The sequence below is a fragment of the Streptomyces sp. NPDC001056 genome, from assembly GCF_053598955.1.
Genome location: NZ_JBSFLI010000005.1, coordinates 153,436 through 173,344, shown reverse-complemented (window position 1 = coordinate 173,344; position 19,909 = coordinate 153,436). Strand labels below are relative to the sequence as shown.

General features: G+C 72.8%; 18 protein-coding genes. 8 read left to right on the top strand and 10 right to left on the bottom strand.

The genetic code is table 11. From position 1 onward, the window contains the following. Positions 1–74: 74 nt before the first annotated feature. From ACWDD7_RS08575 to ACWDD7_RS08560, 4 genes are all read right to left on the bottom strand, one after another. Positions 75–1,907, bottom strand: a complete 1,833-nt coding sequence (locus ACWDD7_RS08575) for a GMC family oxidoreductase N-terminal domain-containing protein (protein ID WP_450456832.1) — start codon at positions 1,905–1,907, stop codon at positions 75–77. Then, the gene (locus tag ACWDD7_RS08570) at positions 1,904–3,268 is read right to left on the bottom strand and encodes a hypothetical protein (protein WP_450456831.1); all 1,365 of its coding nucleotides are present in this window, start codon (positions 3,266–3,268) and stop codon (positions 1,904–1,906) included. The genes ACWDD7_RS08575 and ACWDD7_RS08570 overlap by 4 nt, the downstream gene beginning before the upstream one ends. Positions 3,269–3,339: 71 nt before the next feature. Continuing rightward, positions 3,340–4,026: a FadR/GntR family transcriptional regulator gene (locus ACWDD7_RS08565; protein ID WP_450456830.1), complete on the bottom strand. Its 687-nt coding sequence runs from the start codon at positions 4,024–4,026 to the stop codon at positions 3,340–3,342. Between the two features lie 261 nt (positions 4,027–4,287). Beyond that, positions 4,288–4,719, bottom strand: a complete 432-nt coding sequence (locus tag ACWDD7_RS08560; protein ID WP_351864943.1) for a DUF2267 domain-containing protein — start codon at positions 4,717–4,719, stop codon at positions 4,288–4,290. 504 nt (positions 4,720–5,223) lie between these two features. On the opposite strand from ACWDD7_RS08560, the gene ACWDD7_RS08555 reads away from it, so the two are divergent. Continuing rightward, the gene (locus ACWDD7_RS08555) at positions 5,224–6,024 is read left to right on the top strand and encodes a ribosome hibernation promotion factor (protein WP_450456829.1); all 801 of its coding nucleotides are present in this window, start codon (positions 5,224–5,226) and stop codon (positions 6,022–6,024) included. A 39-nt stretch (positions 6,025–6,063) separates the two neighbouring features. Here ACWDD7_RS08555 and ACWDD7_RS08550 read toward each other — a convergent pair whose 3' ends face one another. Together ACWDD7_RS08550 and ACWDD7_RS08545 are read right to left on the bottom strand one after the other, a co-directional pair. Beyond that, positions 6,064–7,398: a phosphoribosyltransferase family protein gene (locus ACWDD7_RS08550; protein WP_450456828.1), complete on the bottom strand. Its 1,335-nt coding sequence runs from the start codon at positions 7,396–7,398 to the stop codon at positions 6,064–6,066. 40 nt (positions 7,399–7,438) lie between these two features. Next, complete coding sequence (locus ACWDD7_RS08545) at positions 7,439–7,666, bottom strand: DUF1918 domain-containing protein (protein ID WP_351864951.1); 228 nt, start codon at positions 7,664–7,666, stop codon at positions 7,439–7,441. 224 nt (positions 7,667–7,890) lie between these two features. On the opposite strand from ACWDD7_RS08545, the gene ACWDD7_RS08540 reads away from it, so the two are divergent. Further along, positions 7,891–8,994 (top strand): baeRF2 domain-containing protein, encoded by a 1,104-nt coding sequence (locus ACWDD7_RS08540; RefSeq protein WP_450456827.1) that lies wholly within the window; start codon positions 7,891–7,893, stop codon positions 8,992–8,994. Between the two features lie 10 nt (positions 8,995–9,004). On the opposite strand, the gene ACWDD7_RS08535 is transcribed toward ACWDD7_RS08540, so the two are convergent. Continuing rightward, positions 9,005–9,676 (bottom strand): lysophospholipid acyltransferase family protein, encoded by a 672-nt coding sequence (locus tag ACWDD7_RS08535; RefSeq protein WP_351864957.1) that lies wholly within the window; start codon positions 9,674–9,676, stop codon positions 9,005–9,007. Positions 9,677–9,967: 291 nt separating this feature from the next. Between ACWDD7_RS08535 and ACWDD7_RS08530 the strand changes: the two genes are divergently transcribed. The 4 genes from ACWDD7_RS08530 to ACWDD7_RS08515 all read left to right on the top strand — a co-directional run bounded on the left by ACWDD7_RS08530 (position 9,968) and on the right by ACWDD7_RS08515 (position 14,404). After that, a complete protein-coding gene (locus ACWDD7_RS08530; RefSeq protein WP_450456826.1) occupies positions 9,968–11,101 on the top strand; it encodes a site-2 protease family protein in 1,134 nt (377 codons plus the stop codon). A gap of 203 nt (positions 11,102–11,304) precedes the next feature. After that, positions 11,305–12,399 carry a baeRF2 domain-containing protein gene (locus ACWDD7_RS08525; RefSeq protein WP_450456825.1) on the top strand — a complete coding sequence of 365 codons (1,095 nt, stop codon included), beginning with the start codon at positions 11,305–11,307 and terminating at the stop codon, positions 12,397–12,399. A gap of 63 nt (positions 12,400–12,462) precedes the next feature. Further along, on the top strand, positions 12,463–13,338 hold the full coding sequence (locus ACWDD7_RS08520) for a universal stress protein (RefSeq protein WP_450456824.1): 876 nt from the start codon (positions 12,463–12,465) through the stop codon (positions 13,336–13,338). Between the two features lie 130 nt (positions 13,339–13,468). Next, positions 13,469–14,404, top strand: a complete 936-nt coding sequence (locus ACWDD7_RS08515; RefSeq protein ID WP_351864969.1) for a ribose-phosphate diphosphokinase — start codon at positions 13,469–13,471, stop codon at positions 14,402–14,404. 39 nt (positions 14,405–14,443) lie between these two features. Here the strand turns inward: ACWDD7_RS08515 and ACWDD7_RS08510 are convergent, their stop codons facing one another. The 3 genes from ACWDD7_RS08510 to ACWDD7_RS08500 all read right to left on the bottom strand — a co-directional run bounded on the left by ACWDD7_RS08510 (position 14,444) and on the right by ACWDD7_RS08500 (position 17,621). Further along, on the bottom strand, positions 14,444–15,871 hold the full coding sequence (locus tag ACWDD7_RS08510) for an RtcB family protein (RefSeq protein ID WP_351864972.1): 1,428 nt from the start codon (positions 15,869–15,871) through the stop codon (positions 14,444–14,446). Between the two features lie 53 nt (positions 15,872–15,924). Then, positions 15,925–16,362: an archease gene (locus tag ACWDD7_RS08505; protein ID WP_351864975.1), complete on the bottom strand. Its 438-nt coding sequence runs from the start codon at positions 16,360–16,362 to the stop codon at positions 15,925–15,927. 623 nt (positions 16,363–16,985) lie between these two features. Next, a complete protein-coding gene (locus tag ACWDD7_RS08500) occupies positions 16,986–17,621 on the bottom strand; it encodes a TetR/AcrR family transcriptional regulator (RefSeq protein ID WP_450456823.1) in 636 nt (211 codons plus the stop codon). Positions 17,622–17,779: 158 nt separating this feature from the next. Between ACWDD7_RS08500 and ACWDD7_RS08495 the strand changes: the two genes are divergently transcribed. Further along, positions 17,780–18,934, top strand: a complete 1,155-nt coding sequence (locus ACWDD7_RS08495) for a VOC family protein (protein ID WP_450456822.1) — start codon at positions 17,780–17,782, stop codon at positions 18,932–18,934. 34 nt (positions 18,935–18,968) lie between these two features. Beyond that, positions 18,969–19,907, top strand: coding sequence for a fumarylacetoacetate hydrolase family protein (locus ACWDD7_RS08490; protein WP_450456821.1), 939 nt, complete (start codon positions 18,969–18,971; stop codon positions 19,905–19,907). Positions 19,908–19,909 lie beyond the last annotated feature (2 nt).

The following is a 19,909-nucleotide window of genomic DNA, read 5'->3' as shown; positions in this document are numbered from 1 at the left end:
CGAAGCAGCCCGCCCTTGTCGACCTGCGGGACGACCGGCAACGGCCCGTCGGGTCCCCCCGGCCCTGCCGGTCCTCATACGCGGACAGCCTCCTCCGCGAGCGCCAGCGCCGCCGCCATGATGCTCAGCTGGGGATTCACCTGAGGGCAGCTGGGCAGCACCGAGGCATCTGCGACCAGCACGCCGTGCACTCCGCGGAGCCGGCCCCATGGGTCGGCCGGGAAGCGCTGCGGGTCGGCGCCCGCGGCCACCGTGCCGGTGGGATGGTAGGCCGACAGGTGAAGGCGGCGCGCGCTCGTGCCGGCGAGGACCGTGTCGAGTTCCGCGAGGCAGCGTACGCGGGGCGTGGTGGGGATGCCGGTGAGTACTTCCTCGGCTCCCGCGGCGAACAGCAGCTCGCCCATGGCGCGCACGGCCCGTATCAGCCGGCCCGCGTCGCGGTGGTCCAGGTCGTAGCGGAGCAGCGTGCGGTCGCGGCCGAGGACGCGGCCCGAGGGCCGGTCGGCGATCATCGCGCCGAGCGTGGCGAGGTGGCCCGCGCTCTCCAGCTCGCGGCGCAGCTCGCCGCCCACACCCGGGAGGATGAAGGAACCCATGCCGGGCGGGGTGGCGGTCGCCTCGATCAGGATGCCGTGCGCGTGGTGCTCCTCCACCCCGACGCTCTGCAGCACGCCCTGCCAGGCGGTGACCGGCTCGGCGAAGCGTCCGGCGACGCTCGTGGCCGGGTGGACGCTGAGATTGCGGCCGAGGCGAGGATGCCGGCCGAGGCCGGAGCGACGCAGGAGCGGCGGGGACTGCAACGCACCCGCCGCGACGACGACCAGGGGTGCGAGGATCTCGAACCCGCCGCTCCCCCGGCCGACACGCACCCCTGACACGCGCGGCCATCCGGGCTCGTCCGTGTCCACGAGGATCCGCTCGACCCGCGCTCCGGTGACGATGCGGGCACCCGCGGCACAGGCGTCGGGCAGCACCGAGAGCTGCACGCTCTGCTTGGCGCCCGTCGGACAGCCCACCACGCACTGACAAGAACCCTGGCAGCCGGGCGCGTTGCGGCGCAGGGGCGCGGCCCGCCAGCCGAGCTCACGCGCGCCTTCGAGGGCGATACGGCCGTTGTCGCCGAGGACGTCGAGGGGTTGGGTGGCCACCCGCAGGGTGCGCTCCGCCTCGTCCAGGTACTGGTCGAAGCCGTCGGCGGGGGTGAATCCGAAGTCCGTGCTCCAGCGGGACAGGACATGGTCCGGAGTGCGGTAGCAGGTGCCGGAGTTGACGACCGTGGTGCCGCCCACGGCTCGCCCCGTCGGCAGCAGGAGGGGCGGACCGCCGACGGCGACGGTCGCTCCGCCGTCCCGGTAGAGCTCGGTGAACCGGTCCAGGGGCGGGCGCCGGCCGAACGACTCGGTGGGGTGGTGGTGGCCTTCTTCGAGGACGACGACGTCGAGCCCGGCCCGGGCCAGGGTCCTCGCGGCCATCGCCCCGCCCGCGCCGGAGCCGATGACCACGGCGTCGGCGGTGGAGCGAGCGGGCCAGGCGTGCGCGGGTGTCAGGTCGAGCGGCGGGTCCGGGCGCCTGAGGCCGCGCCGTGGGGGACCGCCCTCAAGCATCAGCTCCGTTCCGGCCGCCAGCAGGACGGGCACCTTGAGTACGTCCAGGAGCGGAAGGAGTGCGGGCCGTGCGGCCAGTTCGTTCAGCACGGACTCCCGCTCGGACACGGTGAGTGCGCTGAGGGTGCGTCCGGTACGCGTCAGGGCGTACGCGTCGACGCCGCGCGCCGCTGCCCGTACGCCGGCCCGGGCGGCGAGGGGCATCGTGGTGAGGACGGTCTCCAGCCTGGCGGGGACGCGGCGGGGCCAGTCGGTGGTGCCGTCGTCGGCGATGAGGGCGGCCACGAGGCCGGTGAGACTCATCGTGTGCCCACCTCCGCATGGGCCGTACCTGCCAGCGTCCATTCGGCCTCGGTGCGCCAGCCACCGAACCACCATCGCTCCAACAGGATGTGCGCGTCGGCGCGTTCGCTGTTGCGGCACGTCGCGTGACCGCCGTCGGGGTCGGTGTAGTCGAGGGCGAGGGTGCGGTCCGCCGGCTGGGTGACCTCGACCCGGATCCGACGCAGGCCGGTGCGGCCGGTGACCGTCCACGTGGGCAGGGCGATCCCCGCGCGAAAACGCCCCGCTCCGGCCCATCCGGCCGCCGACCGTTCGGGGCGGCGCGGCCAGCTGCGCCCTTGACGGCACAGCCGGAGGAAGACCAAGGGGGGAAGTCTGCGCAGGCCCGGGCGCATCGAAACGGCGGCGACGATCTCCAGGACGTCTCCCCCGCCGAGATCGGCGTGCAGCCAGGCCCAGCGTCGGGCGTTGCCGTGGCCGTAGATCCGGGCGGATGCCCCCGGGGCGGCGGTGAGCGTGAGCGTCGTGTCGTCATGGGTGAACGTGCCGTCGTACAGGGCCCGGGCTGCGGGGAGCATCTGGGCGGCGGGCAGCAGGGGCCGACGCCAGGACCAGCGAGGGAAGGTGAACAGCGGCTCGCCGACGGACCGTTCGGCGAAGTCCCACCTCAGGGTGCCGCCCCCGGCCGCTCCGGACAGGCGTCCGGGCCGGACCGCGACCCCGTCCGCGCTGAAGCCGGACTCGTCGGGCGTCCACGGGGCCGGGCCGAACCGGGCGTGCCGCACGGGGCCGTCCTGGGGGAACACCGCGGCCCAGCCGTGCGCGTACGGCTCGGATCCGTCGGCCGGAGCGGTCAGTTCGTGGTGCAGCCACAGCCCGGTGCCGGTGGCCGGGTCGGTGAGGGTGGTGTACCAGACCTCGGTACGGCCCGGCTCGCCGTGCCAGCGGGGCACGAGGAACGCACCCGGATCCTCCTGCCTCGGGAAGCGGAAACTCGCGAGGAAGAGGGGCAGTTGTGTGCCAAGAGGGAAGCGAAGGGTGCCGGTGCCGATCCGTGCACCGTCCTCGTGGAGGGTGTACGCCAGCACGGTCATCGAGGACACGGGCCTGCGCGGGGTGACGGACTTCCAGCCGTCGAGCGTGAACCTGCGGCCGTCGGCGGTGAAGGTGACGCGGTAGCGGATACGGCGACGCGCGAGCGGCGAGATCTCCAACTCGCCCTCGGCGTAAGGGTCGTCGACCATGCCCGCGATGCGTATCCGGCCGTTGGCACGCGCCTCGGTCGTACCGAGGAGCCGCAGGACGTGGCCGGCGGAGACCGTGAGGTCGAGGCGGACCCGGCGGGTGCGGTCCTCGCCGTCGAGTCGCAGCGTGCCGAGCATCGTCTCTCGGAACGTGGTTCCACGAGCGGGCGCGCCGGTGCGCGTGGCCGTGCGTGCGGCCCTCGCCGCGCTCATGCGAGACCGTCCAGCATGATCCGCTCGGTCTCCGTCAGATACCGCTCGGCCGCCCGCCGGGCCCCCGTCTCGTCGCCGGCCGCCACCGCGTCCACCACCGGCTCCAGGCGCCCGCGGGCCACCTCCGCGTCCATGAACGGGCCCCTGAGCGCGGCGCGCATCGGCAGATAGGCGTTGAAGAGCGTGTTGGTCAGCAGGACGTAGACGCGGTTACCGGTGGCGCGGGCGAGCGCCTTGTGGACCTCGACGTCCGCGAGCTGTACGGCATCGGGGTCCGCCGCGTCCCCCACGGCCGTCAGAAGTGCGCGCAGCTCGGCTCGCTGCCGGTCGGACGCACGGGCCGCGGCGCGCTCGGCGATCAACGCGCCGATACTGCACCGCACTTCGAAGACCTCACTGATCCAGTCCGGGCTGTGCCGTACGAGCATGGGGAGCAAGTCGGCGCCGCCCAGGCGCAGATAGTCCCGTACGCGGGTGCCGACGCCGTGCCGGGTCTCCAGCAGTCCGGCCTGTGTCAGACGGCCGAAGGCGTGCTTGAGGGTGGTGCGGGTGACGCCGTACCCGTCGGCGAGCGCGCGCTCGGGCGGCAGGTAACTGCCCGTGGGGTGCCGTCCGGTGAGGATGTCCTCACGCAGGCGGTTTTCCAGGACGTCGACGATGGTCTCGCGGGGCAGTGTCTCCACGCCGTCCTCCGGTGGCTCAGTGGATGAGCCACTCAACCAATTCGCGTCCGCGGGGTCAACGGTCTCGACCAAAAGGGCCTGGGTGGTTTCTGCCCCGGGCTCGGCAGCGGTCGCGGGAGGCGCGGAGGCGATCGGCGGGCGCACGCGGCGTGCGGCCGGCCCAGGAGGCCGCGGCCGCCGGTCCACGGAGAGCTGCTGGAACTCCGTCGGCGCGCGACGCCCGCCTCACCGATCATGCCTACGAGGCGGTGGTCCTCGACGTCAGACGGTCGGCTGGAGGAGCAGAGCGCGGATGTCGTGAGGAAGTTGTTCCAGTGCTGCTTCCAGGTGTCCGGGGGAGACGTGCGCGCGAACGACGCCGGTGACCGCGGCGGCGATCCGGGGGACGTCCTCGGCGTTGACCTTGGCCGCCTGGACGAAGCGGTCCGTGTATCCCGCGCGGTCGTACTTGACCGGCACGACACTGGGGTCCCAGCCGTCGTAGTAGACACCCCGTATCAACTCGGGCAGCTGCGCGGCGAAGTGGGCGGCCACATCGACGGTCAGCCTGTCACGGAAGGTGTGCAGCCAGGCACGCAGGATCCGGTGGGCGAGGTGGCGGTCCTCCGTCCCCAGGGCTTCCGACACCCCTTTGAGCCAGATGTTCGCGCTGTGGATGGCGTGCTCGAAGTCGGGTGGATGTGTGGGGGGCATGGGTGATCCCTTCCAGTCCATCGGCTGGGGGCGGGGGTTGCAGCACGGACCGGGGCGCCCCCATGGGCATCCTTGTGCCCCGGTGGTTCCCGTTTCCGGTTCTCCCTGCCCAGAACTCCATGCTAGGGCGGGCCGGGACGGTTGGCAGCCGCACGACCGCACGGTGCCGCGAGGCCGTGCGTCAGGCCGCGGGGGTCTTCGACCCGACGCGCGAGGTGCGTCGACGCGGGTCGGCCGCGGTCGGCACCGAGCCGGTCTGTCTGGGGCGGATGGTGGACGAGGTCGCCTCGGTGCACGACCTGGGTGTGCGGATCGCCGTGGTCGTGGGAGGGGGCAACCACTTCCGGGGAACGCCGGCCGGGAGCTGGGGATCGGGCGGGCCGAGGCGGACGCGAAGGGCAGGGGCGGGGAGGCTGACCGAGCGGGGACGGCCACGTCGGCCGTGCGGACGGGCGAAATGAGCGCAAGTGTGGAAGGTGGCACATATGGCGCAAGGAGGCTGCCATGAAGCGATCGGCACCACAGCTGGCTCCCGAGATCCAGGTGGAGACCCAGGGGCAGATGCCGCCGGGAGCCGTCGAGTACGCGCGGGAGAAGGTAGGGGCGCTCACCGGCCGGACACGGGAACCGGTTCTGTACGCCCGCGTCAAACTGACTCACATGGCCAACCCCGCCGTGGAGCGGCCGGCGATCGCCCAGGCCAACCTGGACGTCAACGGGCGTCCGGTCCGGGCGCACGTCGCGGCCACGGCGATGCACGAGGCCGTCGACCGGTTGCAGGACCGGCTGGCCGTGCGGCTGAAGCGGCTGGAGGAGCACTGGGAGGCCCGGCGAGGCAAGACGCCGGTGCCGGACCCGCACGAGTGGCGGCATGGCAGTGAGCCGACCCACCGTCCCGACTACTTCCCGCGCCCGGCCGAGGATCGGCAGGTCGTACGGCACAAGTCCTATTCACTGGCCCTGGAGTCGCCCGACGAGGCGGCCTTCGAACTGGAGTCGATGGACTACGACTTCCACCTCTTCACCGACATGGGCACCGGAGAGGACAGCGTCCTGTACCGGGCGGGCCCGACGGGCTACCGTCTCGCGCAGGTGCACCCGCACCCCGAGCCGGCCGGCCCCGCGGCCGTGCCGCTGACCCTGAGCGAGCTTCCCGCTCCCCGGATGAGCGTGGCCGAGGCGAAACAGCGGCTGGATCTCACCGGGTTCCCGTTCGTGTTCTTCGCCGACGCCACCACCGGGCGGGGAAACGTCCTGTATCACCGCTACGACGGCCATTACGGGTTGATCTCTCCCGTCGCATAGCGGCCCGTCGCAGGGAACGGCCGTGCCCATGCGGGACGTTCAGCGTCGAGCGGCCGTGTGGGCGGCCGGGGCCATGTGGCCGGTGAACCAGTCACGGGCCAGTTCGGTGACCTTCTCAAGGGTTCCGGGTTCCTCGAAGAGGTGGGTGGCCCCGGGGACGACCTCAAGCTTGTTCTCGCAACGCAGCCGGGCCTGGGCGTCACGGTTCAGGTCGAGCACCGACTCGTCGTGGCCCCCGACGATCAGCAGCGTGGGCGCCGTCACCTCCGGCAGCCGTGGTCCGGCGAGATCGGGCCTGCCACCGCAGGAGACGACCGCGGCGATCCGCGCCCGCGGCTCGGCGGCGGCCCAGAGCGCGGCGGCAGCGCCGGTGCTCGCGCCGAAGTATCCGATGGCCAGCCCCCGGGCCTCGGGCTGCTCGCGCAGCCAGCCGGTGGCGTCCGTGAGCCGGCGGGCGAGCAGGTCCGTGTCGAAGACGTTGGCCCGGTCCTTCTCCTCCGCCTCGGTGAGGAGGTCGAACAGCAGGGTGCCCAGCCCGGCCCGGCTCAGTCCGGCGGCGACGAACCGGTTGCGCGGGCTGTGGCGGCTGCTGCCGCTGCCGTGCGCGAACACCACGATCCCGAGCGCGTCTGCGGGGACCGTGAGCTGCCCCCGCAGTACCAGCGGACCCGCTCGCACATCGGCGTCCCGGTCCTCGGGCAGGGCATGACCCGGCGGAGCCCGGTGAATGCTCACCGGGCGGGCGAGCGCCTCCTCCAAGCAGGCGACGACCTCGTCGTCGTCGGTCTGGGAGAAGTCGGCGTAGAACTGACCGATCGCATAGAAGTGCCAGGGGGTGTGCAGGCACACCAGATCGTCGGCGTCCGCGCCCAGCCGCGCGGCCCAGTCATGCGGTGCGACGGGAACCGCGAGCACGACCCGCGCGGCCCCGCGGGCGCGGGCGATCCGGCAGGCCGCGCGCGCCGTCGAACCCGTGGCCACCCCGTCATCGACCACCAGCACCGTGCGGCCTTCGAGCGCGAGCGGCTCCCGGCCGCCCCGGTAGTGCCGGGCACGGCTCTCCAGCACCTCCCGCTCCCGCGCTTCGACCTCGGCCAGCGCGTCCGGGGGGACACGGTTGGCGCGTACCACCTCGTCGTTGATCACACGGACGCCGCCTTCGCCGATGGCCCCCATGCCCAGCTCCGGCTGGAACGGAACACCGAGTTTGCGCACCAGGCAGACGTCCATCGGCGCGCCCAGGACGTGGGCGACCTCCGCGGCGACCGGGACCCCTCCGCGGGGCAGCCCCAGCACCACGACGCCGGAAGCCTTGAGATGCTTCAGCCGGGCGGCCAACTGTCGGCCGGCATCCCGACGATCCGCGAAGTACATGCGGCCTCCTTGCCCGGCGGAACTCGGTGGAGTGGTCCGGTCACCGCCTGTCCCGGTGTGGTTGTCCGAACGAAGCGGCGTGTGCCGGCCGGGTTTCGATCACGCATCCCGGGCCGGGAAAGATCTCCGTCTCGTGACCGTCTTCGTAGCGCACCCGATAGGGCGGTTCGCCGTTCTGGCCGAGCACTTTCAGGACGGTGGCGTGGTGTTCGGGGGATCCCACGGCCCTGCCGGTAAACCTCAGCACGTCACCTTCATGCGCCTTCATCGTGGCCCACCTCGCTCCCTGCCGTCGTTCCCTGTCTTCGTTCAGACTGCCTCGGGGAGCCGGTTGGCGCAGAAGGGGCCGTTCGGGCACCTCCGGCCGGCCATCGGGTCGGGGAACAAGGTCGGTGACCGACGCCCCACGGCTCGTGCGGCGAGCGTCACGGTTCGTGAGGCAGGCGCATCCTGGAGTTGGAAGTGGCGCCGACAGCCCTCTCGGGAGTGGTCATGAAACTTTCCTTCCTGGAACCTCTCTACAAGCAGTCGGGTCCGTTCGCGTCCGTCTACCTGGACACGTCCCGTGACGCCGCCATCGAGGACCCCGATTCCGCCATACGACTGCGCTGGCGCCGTCTTCAGGACGCGCTGACGAGCGAGGGGGCGGACCGGGACTCCCTCGCCGTGCTGGCGGGCACCGTGGGCAGTGACACGGAAGTCCCCGGCACTCATGGCCAGGCCGTGTTCACCGCCCAGGGGCACATGGCCCTGCTGGACGAGTTGCCCGCGCCGCCCGCGCGGGACACCGCGCACTTCGGGACCCTGCCGGACACCATGCCGCTCATCGTCCAGCACGCGCCCGGCATCCCGTACCTGGCGGTGCACGTGCATTACAGCGGCCGTCACTCGACGGACGCCACCGGCAGCGTGCGGATCGAGGCCGAGGCAGGCACCTGGCCGCTGACCAAGGTCACGCCGGGCCACCGGCTGGACGAGGAGATCCCGGTGGCCGACTGGCCCCGCGCCGCCGGAGAGGTCGGCCGGGAGCTGGAAGGTCACGCGCGGCGCATCGACGTCGAGACGGTGGTAGTCGCCGGGGACGTCTGGGCCCGCGGCATCCTCGTCCACCGGCTGCCGGCCTCACTGCGCCGGCAGGTCACCACGGTGGAGGACGCCGGCGAGTCCGAGCCCGGACGGGCCCTGCTGGAGCGGCGGCTCGAAAGCCTCTTCCACGGGCGCATGGCCGCGCACGACCGGACACTGCTGGACGCCTTCCTCGCCGAGCGCGCCCGCGACGGGGCGTTCGCGGAGGGCCTTGCGCCCTCCGTGTCGGCGCTGCAACGCGGCAGGGTCAAGGCTCTTTTCCTCAACAACCACCCCGAGTCACCGTTCCGCCTGTGGATCGGCCCGGAGCCCGGCCAACTCGCCCTCACCGAACAGGAACTGCGCTCCTACGGCATCCGGGAGACCAGCGAGGAACGGGCCGACACCGCCCTGGCCCGCGCCCTCGTCGGCACGAGAGCCGAACTGGTCGTGGTGCCCGAGCAGGAGCTCTGGCTGAGCGAGGGCGTGGGCGTACTGCTGCGCTACGCCGACCCCGCGTCCGGCGGCTGAGCAGCTGCCTTCAGGACGCGACAGGGACGATCGGCGTGCCGAGTCGTCGGGCCGCGGTGAGCCAGGCCCGGGTCAGCGCACTGCGCGCCAGGCAGAGAGCCCGCGCCTGCTCCTGTTCACCGTCGAGACGCAGGGGCGCGCCGACATGCACGTACAGCCTCGGCCGGCGCAGCGGAGCCGTGAGCACCCTGGCCACCTGCTCGACGGAGCTGCCCGACGCCAGGGCCCGGGCTCCCGCCTGCCCGAGGGGCACGACCTGGGCGCCGCTGCGGCGCGCGAGCTGGAAGACGCCCGGATGGAACGGGCGGGGCGGAGCCTCGCGGGCGCCGCGGCGGTGCGGGAGGCCGCCTTCCGGGTAGAGCAGGACGGACCGGCCCGCGGCCAGTGCGGCCTGGGCACTCCGGAGCGCCTGCGCGGCCCGCGGGTCGTGACGGTGAACGGGGATGTGTCCCTCCCGCGTGAGGGCACGGCCGAGCAGCGGGATGCGCCACAGCCCCGCGGCCGCCAGGACGACGGGTTCGGTGCCGAGGCGGCGCAACGCGGCGAGGACGACCGCCGGATCACCGAGGGAGGTGTGGTTGGCGATGATGATGCTGCCGGCGCTCGGCGCGGCACCCGCGTCCGTGGTGACGTCCAGACGGCCGAGGACGGGCACCACAGCACCTGCGATGCGACTGAGCATGACACCCCAGTGCGGCGACGACCAGGAGTGGCGCTCGTCCCCGCCGCAGCGGCGAGCACCGTGATCACCTTATGCCGGAGGTGTCGTTCCGGCGGCTGCCGAACGGCTCGCTCGGGGCCTGCCGCCCTGCCGGCCGCTGACGACGCAGCCGGTGCGGGGGCTCGGGTCGGGCCTTCCTGGGCGAGGATGGATGGAGCAAAGGGTGATGTTCCCGCCCTTTTCGCGCGGAGGGCTTGTCCGCGGACCTGCACCACTCACACGGGAATCCCGTTCGAGCAGGGGAGAGACGCTGTGCGTGCGACCTTTACGCTGGGGCGGATCGCGGGGGTCCGGATCGGGGTCCACTGGAGCGTGCTGTTCATCTTCGGCATCATCGCGTTCGGCCTCGCGCAGGGCCGTCTCCCCCAGGTGTATCCGGGCCATGCCCTGGTGCTGTACTGGGCGGCGGGCCTGGGGGCTGCCGTGGTCTTCTTCGCCTCTCTGCTCGCCCACGAGGTGGCGCACGCGGTGGTGGCGCGGCACAACGGGGTGGCCGTGGACGACATCGTGCTCTGGTTGCTGGGTGGGGTGGCCCGGCTGAAGTCGGAGGCGTCGAGCCCCGCGGCGGAGCTGCGGATCGCGGGTGTCGGCCCCTTGGTCAGCCTTCTGCTGGGCGGGCTCTTCCTGCTGGGCACCTGGCTGCTCGCCCTGGTGTCCGCCCCCAGGCTCCTGGTCGAGGTGACGGCCTGGCTCGCGGGCATCAACCTCCTGCTCGCCGTCTTCAACGCCCTTCCCGCCGCTCCGCTCGACGGCGGGCGGCTGTTGCGGGCCTTCCTGTGGTGGCGTACGGGAGACCGGCTGCGGGCGACCGCCGGGGCCACCGCGGCCGGACGTGGCCTCGGCTGGGTGCTCGTCGCGCTGGGACTTGTGGTGTTCATGAGGGGCGGCGGGTTCGGCGGGCTCTGGCTGGCCCTGATCGGCTGGTTCCTCATCGCGGCCGCCACCGCCGAGGGACGGCAGGCGCAGCTGCGCGGCGTGCTTGCCGGTGTCCCCGTGCGGGACGCCATGACAAGGGACCCGCTGACGGTGCCCGCGGTCCTGCCGGTCGCGGACATGCTGGCCGACCCGCGGTACCGGTACCGGCATTCGGCGTTCCCGGTGACCGGTGAGGGCGGGGCACCGGCCGGGCTGGTGACGCTGGACGGCGCCAGGCAGGTGATGCCCGAGGAGCGGGGGACGGTGACGGTGGGCGAGGTGATGGTGCCGCTGTCGCGGACCACCGTCGCGGGTCCGGACGACTCACTGGCGGACCTGCTGCCCCGCATGGAGCCCGGCGCCGAGCATCGCGTCCTGGTGCTGGACGAGGGCGGACTCGTCGGGATCCTGTCGCTGTCGGACGTCAGCCGTACGGTGACCTGGCTGATGAATCCCGGCCAGGGACGGTGAGGCACTGATCGCGGCCTTCGGTCCGCGAACCGCGTGGCTCGGCCTTCCCCTGAGGCGACGCGGGCGCCGTCCGGCGCGCACAGTCGGTGGCCCGGAGGTCTACTGGAGGGAGCGGAGGCTTCGGTAACGCGCGAGCGGTGGCCGGGAGGTGGAGGAGGAACCGTTCGGGGCGGCTCGGCCGGCCATCGTGATGAGGAGCGACCGTGGAGCTGACCTTTCTCGATCCCGTGTACGCACGACCGGGGCCCTATGCCTGCGCCTACCTGGACACCTCACGTGACGTCCGTGACCCGGAGGCGGCGATCAGGCTGCGCCGCAGGCATCTGCGTGAGGATCTGGCACAGCAGGGGGCCGACAGGGCCACCGTGGCCGTTGTCTCCGATACGGCGGGCTCGGACCGGGAGGTCTCCGGGCGTCATGGGCAGGCCATCTTCGCGAGCCACGGCCGACTGACCCTGGTGGAGGAGCTGCCCGCCCCGCTCGCGCACGACGCGGCCCGGTTCAGCGCGTTGCCCGACGTGATGCCGCTCGCGGTCCAGCACGCGCCGGACATCCCGTATGCGGCCGTCACCGTGCGCCGCGTCGCCCACCCCGAGACCGGCGCGCCGGAGGAACTGGAGGTGGACATCCAGACCGGGAGGTGGCCGAGCAGCACGGTCGCACCCGGAACGTGTCACCACCGGAGTGGTCCCGCGGCCCGGTGGCCGCACAGTGCCGCCGAGGTGGCCGCCGAGTTGGCGGAGCCGGTCCACCGCACCCATGCCGAGGCGATCGTGCTGAGCGGGGAGGAATGGGCGCTCGACGTCCTGGCGAGCCGTATGTCCGGCCCCCTGCGCGAACGCGTGGTCACGGTCGGGGGTGACGGCCACCGGGCCGGTGCGGGCCGGGCGCTGCTGGAGCAGGAGCTGACCGAGGTCTTCCGGGGCCGGATGAGCGAGCGGGACCAGGCTCGGGTGGAGACGTTCCGGGCGCGGCGGACCCGGCACGCCGAAGCGGTCGAGGGCATGCCCTCGGTCGTGGCCGCGTTGCAGCGCGCCCAGGCGGGCGCGTTGCTGCTCAACACGCCCGCCGATCCGCCCTCGCGGCTGTGGGCGGGCGCGGAGCCGACGCAGATCGCCCTGTCGTCCGCCGACCTGGAGTCCTTCGGCGTCCTCGGCTTCCAGGAGGAATCACCGGGCGCGGCCTTGATCCGCGCACTGGTCCGCACCGGGGCCGAGCTGGTGGTCGGGGCGGAAATGCCCCTGGAGGACGGGGTCGGGGCGCTGCTGCGGTACACCGATCCGGGGGTGCCGTCGTGACCGGCCGTCGCCCGTCGGGGGCTGCCGCGCGTTCCGCCTGGTACTGGGGAAAGCTGGTCGGACATGTCTGAGGGACCGGTGGTGGTGGGGACGGACGGCTCGGCGGGGGCAGCGCGTGCGGTGCTGTGGGCGGCGCGGGAGGCCGCTCTCCGGCATCAGCCCCTGCACATCGTGTGCGCCGTCGACCTCGACCTGGCGCGGCGCCTGTCCGCCGAAACCGCCTCGCGCGTCCGCGAGGCCGCCCTGTCGCTGGCGGCCGAGGCGGCGGCCGCCGCCTCCGACGGGGCGCCCGGCCTGGTGGTCACCACGGAGGTCGGCCAGGAACCCGCGGCGGACAGCCTGCTGCGGGCGGCCGCGGCGGTGGCGCTGCGGGCGGAGGGCGCCAGGGCGACGATCGTCGTCGGTTCGAGGGGAGCGGGCGGCTTCTCCACGCTTCTGCTGGGGTCGGTCAGTCTGGCGGTGGCCGGGCGGGCGAGCTGTCCGGTCGTCGTCGTGCGGGGTCCGGAGCGGCCGCCGAGCAGGGTGGTCGTGGTGGGCGTACGGGACGAGAAGGACCTCGGGGCGGTGCGCTTCGCCGGACAGGCCGCCAGGCGGCGGAAGGCTGCCTTGCGGCTGCTGAGCGCGTGGTCCTACGTCCAGTACGTCGGGAGCATGGTGCCCCTGGCCGACGAGGTGCGCAAGACCGTGGAGGCGGAGGCCGCGGCGAGCACCCGCGTCCTGGGCTCCGTCCAGGAGGAGTTCCCGGATCTCAGGGTGACCGAAGAGGTGGCGAGGGCCCCGTCGCCGGCCGGTGAACTGGTCGCGGCGTCCTCGCACACGGATCTCGTCGTGCTGGGCGCCCGCAGGCCCGCGCACCACCTGGGCCGTGCTGTGGGCCGGGTCGCGCACGCGGTTCTGCAGCATGCCCAGTGCCCGGTGGCCATCGTCCCGCGCGAATGACCGCGCCGCTTGCCGGTGCCAGGAAGGCCCGGTCACCGGTGACCGTCTCCGCCGTGTCCCTGAGGCAGGGGCATGCGATGCCTGTCGACCGGCTGATCCCGGTCGGCCCGGCCGGTTCGGGAGGATCACCATGGGCGTTCGTGTCGTGGCGGGTACGGCTCACAGGGCGCTGGCCGACGCCATCGCGACGGCCCTGGGCGCCGTGCCGGTGGAGTGTGAGTCGACCCGCTTCCCCGACGGAGAGGTACGGCCCGTCGTCGGGCAGGTGCGCGGCGGCGACGTGTACGTGGTCCAGCCGACCGGGCCTCACGTGAGCGAGCACCTGATCGAGCTGTTCCTGCTCCTCGACGCATGCCGCAGGGGCGGTGCCGACCGGATCACCGCGGTGGTGCCCTACTTCGGCTACGCCCGGCAGGACCGCCGTACCCGGGAGGGGCAGCCCGTGGGGGCACGGGTGGTCGCCGAGGCACTGGCGACGGCCGGTGCGCACCGGCTGCTCGTCGTCGACCCGCACACCACCGCGCTGGAGGCGATGTGCGGGATTCCGGTGGACATGCTGACGGCGGTGCCGGTGATCGCCGAGGCACTCGCACGGGAGATCCCCGACACCGCCGTGGTGGTGTCACCGGATCTGGGAGCGGTCAGACTGGCCGAGCACTACGCCGGACGACTGGGGCGACCGGTCGTCGTGGTGCGCAAGACCCGCGTGTCAGGCACGAGTGTGCGAGCCGAGGAGCTGGTCGGCGACGTCGCAGGACGGCCCGCGGTGGTCGTGGACGACATGATCAGCACGGGCGGGACGGTCGAGGCGGCCGTGCGGCTCCTGCTCGACCGCGGGGCCGCTCCCGACATCACCGTGGCTGCCACCCACGGCCTCCTGGTGGGAGCCGCGCAGGCCAGACTCGGGCACCCTGCTGTCCGGCGCCTGCTCATCACCGACACCCTCGCTGCCGAACAGGCGCGAGGGCTTCCGCTCCAGGTGCGGTCGGTGGCCCCGCTGCTCGCCGACGCCATCGACCGCCTGCACCGCAGCGAGCCCCTGGACGCTCTGCTGACGCGCGCCTGAGCGTGCTCGCGGGGCCGGTTCGGGTCGCTCCGGCCCCCTCTAGCCTTTGAGGACGCCCAGCGGCACCAGGCGGGCGACAAGGCGGCCCAGGTCGTTGTGTTCGCTTGCCCGGACCACGGCGTCGACGTCCTTGTACGCCTCGGGTGCCTCCTCGGTGACGCTGCGCCAGGAGGCGGGGCGCACCGCGACCCCCGCACCGGCCAGTTCCCGGCGCAGTTGCCGGGAGGACGTCTCGCGGTGAGCTCGGTGCCGGCTCCAGACGCGGCCCGCGCCGTGGCAGCACGAGTCGAAGGCGCGGTTGCCGGTGGTACCGGTCATGACGTAGGAGGCGGTGCCCATCGTGCCGGGCACGAACACCGGCTGGCCGAAGGGGCGGAGCGTGTCCGGCAGGTCGGGGTGGCCCGGCGGCAGGGCCCGGGTGGCGCCCTTGCGGTGGACGCACAGCAGCGGCCGGGCGGCGCCGCCATCGATGTGGCGTTCCAGTTTGGCAAGGTTGTGCGAGACGTCGTAGAGCAGGTCGAGCCCCGTGCCGGTGGCCTCGCGGAAGACGCTGCGGGCGGCATCGGCCAGCAGCTGGCGGTTGGCGCGTGCGAAGTTCGCGGCGGCGGCCATGGCGCCCAGGTAGGCGCGGCCCTCGGGCGAGTCGACAGGGGCGCAGGCGAGTTGCGGGTCGGGTACGTCGATGCCGTAGCGGCGCATCACGGCGTCCATGGCCCGTACGTGGTCGGAGCAGATCTGGTGGCCCAGTCCCCGCGAGCCACAGTGGATCATGACGCACACCAGGCCGGGGCGCAGGCCGAACGCCCGTGCGTACGTCTCGTCGTAGACGGCGTCGACCGCCTGGACTTCCAGGAAGTGGTTGGCCGACCCCAGGCTGCCGACCTGCCCGGCGCCGCGCTCCAACGCGCGTTCGCCGACCTGGGTGACGTCGGCGTCGCTGACGGCTCCGCCGTCCTCGCACCGGTCCAGGTCCCGCGGCACCCCGTGGCCCTGCTCGACCGCGTAGCGGGCGCCGCCGCGCAGGACCTCGTACAGCTGCGTCCGGTCGGCCAGGTACCACAGACCGCCGCGACCGAGCCCGCGCGGTATCAGCGTGTCCAGCCGGTCCATCAGGACGGGCAGCTTCGGCAGCAGGGCGGCGCGGTCCACATGCGCGGTGAGCAGGCGCACCCCGCAGGAGATGTCGAAGCCCACCCCTCCGGGCGAGATGACCCCGCCGTGGGCGACGTCGGTCGCGGCCACGCCGCCGATCGGGAAGCCGTATCCCCAGTGGATGTCGGGCATGGCGTACGAGGCGCGGACGATGCCCGGCAGCGTGGCCACGTTGGCCACCTGCTGAAGAGCCTGGTCACCCGGCTCGTCCGGCAGCAGGTCCCGTGGGGCCAGGACGATTCCGGGTACGCGCATGGCGCCGGTCGGTTCGATACGGAACCGCCAGGGCCCTTCCGCCACCAGCCGGATGTCCATGTCGGTTCGGCCTCCTCGGCCAGCCTTCGCGGCGCCGGGCGCCCGGACGGACCTCACACGTCCAGCGTCACCCGGCAGGCCCACCCGTGCGCGTCCCGCGCCAGCCGCAGCCCGTGCAGCGCGACGGCCTTGGGCACGGCCCCGGTCTGCGTCACCGTCGAGCTGTCGGCCATCCTGAAGCTCACGCGTACGCCGCCCGGCTCCGGTGTCACCGCGATGTCCGCGGGCAGCTCGTCCGCGGCGTCCATGCGGTAGATGATCTCCTCCAGTACGGCGGCCAGGAGCCGACCGTCGTCGTCGGCCGCCACCACGCACTCCCGGGCGACCCAGGAGACGTCCACAGGCACATCGGCGAAACTGCCGAGCATGCCCCGCGCCGCCTCGGCGATGCACTCCTCGCGCGTGGGCGCCCACGCCTCGACACACAGGTCGCCGGTGTGCGGAACACCGCGATGACCGCGTGGCGACCGTCCGGGCCCGAGGTCGGTCACGACGCCCGGACACCTTCTCCCGGGCGTGGCGGACGTCGCATCACCTCGTGTCACCTTTCCGCTCTCGTTCGGTCCAGGACGGGGCGGGCGGACTCCGGGAACCGGTTCGTTCGCTCGAAGGATCGATCCGACTCGGCGGCGACCGGCTCGTTCCAGGGGCAGGCCCGCTCCAGCAGGCTGCCGGACCCGTGCCGTACGGGCAGATCATGCGGCTCACCTCCGCGTGGGTGAAGTCCCACAGCCGTGCGCCCTCTCCATGATGGGCGCCGGCCGCCCGGTCTGCGACTCGCACCGCCAGGGTGGGAAAGAGCGCGGAGCACGGCTTCCGGCCCGCCGTCCCGTCCCCGACAGGCGCGGCCGGGACGGTCCGCGGCGTGCCGCTCCTCGCGCGTCACACGTGCGCCTGTGTCCCCGGCGGGCTCCCCAGCCCCATGGACGGCCGCCTGGTCACCGTGGCCGTCCCCGACAGGCCGATCGGCGCGGTGGAACGAGGCGTCGAGCCGTCCGTCGGCGAACCACTTCACGACGGGCGGCTTGGACCGTGCGCCGGAGCGGCACGAGTTCGGTGCGTACGGCGCGCGATGATTCCCGCCGGCTCCGGTCGGCGGGAATCCGAGTGCCGGTCAGTCGAGGTCGGGCAGGGGACGCCGGGCGACGTCGCGGGCGTCCTCGGGCGGGACGCCCAGCATGCGCAGCAGCATCTCGGCCAGGCTGGACGCGGCCTCGTCGCCGTCGAGCTCGGGCCGGGAGAACCGCAGGTCGACCAGCGCCAGCAGGGAGCCGCCCAGGGCGGTCACCGCGGCGATCGGATCGGTGACGGTGAAACGGCCGGAGGCGATGCCGACCTCCAGGTCACGCAGGGCGCGCGGGGCCAGACCCGAGTCCGAGTGGATGTAGCCGAGGCCGCGGTGGCGCAGCACCTGCATCAGCTCGGGGCGGGAGTCGGACAGGCGAACGCTGAGCCGGAAGCCCGCCGCGACGAGTTCCGCCGGGTCGCGGACGTCCCGCAGGTGCTCGTCAAAGGTCTGGCCGAACTCTTCGAGGGCGTCCCGCACCGCCGCGTCGAACAGCTCCGTCTTCGACTCGAAGTGGTTGTAGAAGGAGCCGAAGCCGACGTCGGCACGCTCGGCGATCGCCTGGATGCTGGCACTGGTGTCACCGGTCTCGGCGAGTATCTGCCGCGCCGCACGGACGAGTGCCTGCCGGGTCTCGGCGCGGCGTCGTTCGAAGCGGTTGCGGGGCGGGGCTGACGTGGGCATACACGCGAGTCTACCCATGGACCCATTACGTCACAGTTCTGATGAATCGATCAGCGCATCGGCCGATGGAGCCGCCACTTCCCCGGGCCCGGCCATTGACGATTGAAGTGTCAAAGCTGATGATTTCCTCATTACAGCGATATTGCTTGGAGGACACCATGTCCGAAACCCACGTCAACGCAGTCGGCGTCACGGACGTCAGGACGGCCCACCAGGACCTCCACAGCGCGAAGGGCGCCCTGCGCGGCGAACACCCCGGGCGGTCGCGGAACCCTGTCATCAAGGTCGCCGACCTGGCCTGGCTGGAGTTCGAGAAGCCCGATCTGGACCGTGCGGAGGTCTTCGCCCGCGATTTCGGCTTCGGGATCGCGGCCCGCACGGAGCGGGAGCTGTGGCTGCGGGGCACCTTCGCGGGCTCGCCCTGCACGGTGATCCGGCGCGGCCGGACCTCCCGCTTCATCGGCCCGGCGTTCCGCGCCGCGGAGCGGGCCGACGTGGACCGGCTGGCCCGGGCCACCGGCACGGCCGTACGGGACGCGGACGTGCCGGGCGGCGGCAGGATGGTCGACCTGCTCGACCCGTCGGGAATCCCGGTACGCGTGGTGCACTGCGGCGAGGAGTTGCCGGCGCTGCCCGGACAACAGCCGCTGCTGTTCAACTTCGGCATGGATCACCGCCGTGTCAACGCCACGCAACGGCCTCCGCGCGAGCCGTCCCGGATCCAGCGGCTGGGCCATGTGGTGCTGGAGACCCGCGTGTTCGCCCGGAGCCTGGACTGGTACCTGGACACGCTCGGCATGATCGTGTCCGACTTCCTGTTCCTCGACGGGCAGCGCGACCGGGGCCCGACGATGGCCTTCGTCCGCTGCGACCAGGGCAGCGTGGCCGTGGACCACCACACACTGGCGATGCACCTGGGACCGGGCACCGGCTATGTCCACTCCGCCTACCAGGTCACCGACCTGGACTCGATCGCGGCCGGCGGCGAGTACCTCAAGGAGCGCGGATACCGGCGCAGCTGGGGCATCGGCCGGCACATCCAGGGCAGCCAGCTCTTCGACTACTGGCGCGACCCCGACCACTTCATGCTGGAGCACTTCGCCGACGGCGACCTGTTCTCCTGCGACGTCGAGCCCGGCTGGGCACCCATGTCGACCAGCGGCCTGGCCCAGTGGGGCCCGCCGGCCACCCGGGACTTCCTCGGCGCCGGCCCCTCCCCGCAACGTGTTCGCGATGTCGTCCAGGCCCTGCGCGGCGACAACGAGATGGACGCGTCGCGCCTGGTGGCCTTGCTGAGGGCCGCCAACTCCTGACCCCTCGATCCCTCCCGTACCGAAGGCAACCGACATGAGCACCAACGTCCTCCGCACCGTCGATGGCTGGTGGGTCGTCCGCGGCCGACACGCCGTCCCCGTCGACACCGAAGCCGTCACCACCGCCGAGCTGCTGGCCGACCGGGCCGCCGTCGACGCGGCCGCCGCCTCCGACGCGACGGGCACGCCCGTAGCCGGCCTGACGGCCCTCTCCCCGGTGACCACGCCCTGCCGAGTGGTGGCCCAGATGGTCAACTACCGTAGTCACGCCCGCGATTCGGGCTTCACCGGCGACATCCCGCCCGCCTTCTTCCGCAAGGCCTCCGGGTCCGTCAGCGGACCGCACGAGAGGATCGTCCGGCCGTCGCATGTGAAGTTCCTCGACTACGAGATCGAGCTCGGTCTGGTCATGGGGGCGCCGCTGCCCGTCGGCACCGTCGTCGAGGAACGGGACCTGCCGTCGTACGTCGCCGGGCTGGTGATCACCAACGACGTCAGCGCCCGTGACGTGCAGCTGACCAGGACGCAGTTCTACGAGAGCAAGTCGTACCCCACGTTCACACCGACGGGCCCGTACCTGACCCTGCTGGAACCGCGGGACTTCGACCATCTCCTCGATCTCCGGCTGCGGTTGTCGGTGAACGGCGAGCCGCGTCAGGACCGCACCCTCGCCGACATGATCGTCCGTCCGGCGCAGGCGCTGTCCCTGCTGGCCCGGTTCCAGACCCTCGACCCCGGGGACCTGCTGCTGACCGGCACGCCCGGCGGCACGGCCCTCAAGGCACCGCCCAAGCCGGTCGAGAAGATCGGCGCACTGCTGCCGCCCGCGGTGAAGTGGAACGCGTTCTTCAAGAGCCAGGCGAAGAACCCCCACTACCTGCGGCACGGCGATGTGGTGAACGCGACCATCGCCACCCCGGACGGCCGGATCGACCTGGGCGAGCAGCGCACGCCCGTGGCCGACGCGCGCTGAGA

What these genes read in the sequence shown, in the direction of transcription:
- ACWDD7_RS08520 (WP_450456824.1), top strand. Translation starts at nt 12,463, where the DNA reads ATGTCTGAGGGACCGGTGGTGGTGGGGACGGACGGCTCGGCGGGGGCA.
- ACWDD7_RS08500 (WP_450456823.1), bottom strand. Translation starts at nt 17,621, where the DNA reads ATGCCCACGTCAGCCCCGCCCCGCAACCGCTTCGAACGACGCCGCGCC.
- ACWDD7_RS08495 (WP_450456822.1), top strand. Translation starts at nt 17,780, where the DNA reads ATGTCCGAAACCCACGTCAACGCAGTCGGCGTCACGGACGTCAGGACG.
- ACWDD7_RS08515 (WP_351864969.1), top strand. Translation starts at nt 13,469, where the DNA reads ATGGGCGTTCGTGTCGTGGCGGGTACGGCTCACAGGGCGCTGGCCGAC.
- ACWDD7_RS08550 (WP_450456828.1), bottom strand. Translation starts at nt 7,398, where the DNA reads ATGTACTTCGCGGATCGTCGGGATGCCGGCCGACAGTTGGCCGCCCGG.
- ACWDD7_RS08575 (WP_450456832.1), bottom strand. Translation starts at nt 1,907, where the DNA reads ATGAGTCTCACCGGCCTCGTGGCCGCCCTCATCGCCGACGACGGCACC.
- ACWDD7_RS08490 (WP_450456821.1), top strand. Translation starts at nt 18,969, where the DNA reads ATGAGCACCAACGTCCTCCGCACCGTCGATGGCTGGTGGGTCGTCCGC.
- ACWDD7_RS08570 (WP_450456831.1), bottom strand. Translation starts at nt 3,268, where the DNA reads ATGCTCGGCACGCTGCGACTCGACGGCGAGGACCGCACCCGCCGGGTC.
- ACWDD7_RS08560 (WP_351864943.1), bottom strand. Translation starts at nt 4,719, where the DNA reads ATGCCCCCCACACATCCACCCGACTTCGAGCACGCCATCCACAGCGCG.
- ACWDD7_RS08545 (WP_351864951.1), bottom strand. Translation starts at nt 7,666, where the DNA reads ATGAAGGCGCATGAAGGTGACGTGCTGAGGTTTACCGGCAGGGCCGTG.
- ACWDD7_RS08510 (WP_351864972.1), bottom strand. Translation starts at nt 15,871, where the DNA reads ATGGACATCCGGCTGGTGGCGGAAGGGCCCTGGCGGTTCCGTATCGAA.
- ACWDD7_RS08535 (WP_351864957.1), bottom strand. Translation starts at nt 9,676, where the DNA reads ATGCTCAGTCGCATCGCAGGTGCTGTGGTGCCCGTCCTCGGCCGTCTG.
- ACWDD7_RS08540 (WP_450456827.1), top strand. Translation starts at nt 7,891, where the DNA reads ATGAAACTTTCCTTCCTGGAACCTCTCTACAAGCAGTCGGGTCCGTTC.
- ACWDD7_RS08555 (WP_450456829.1), top strand. Translation starts at nt 5,224, where the DNA reads ATGAAGCGATCGGCACCACAGCTGGCTCCCGAGATCCAGGTGGAGACC.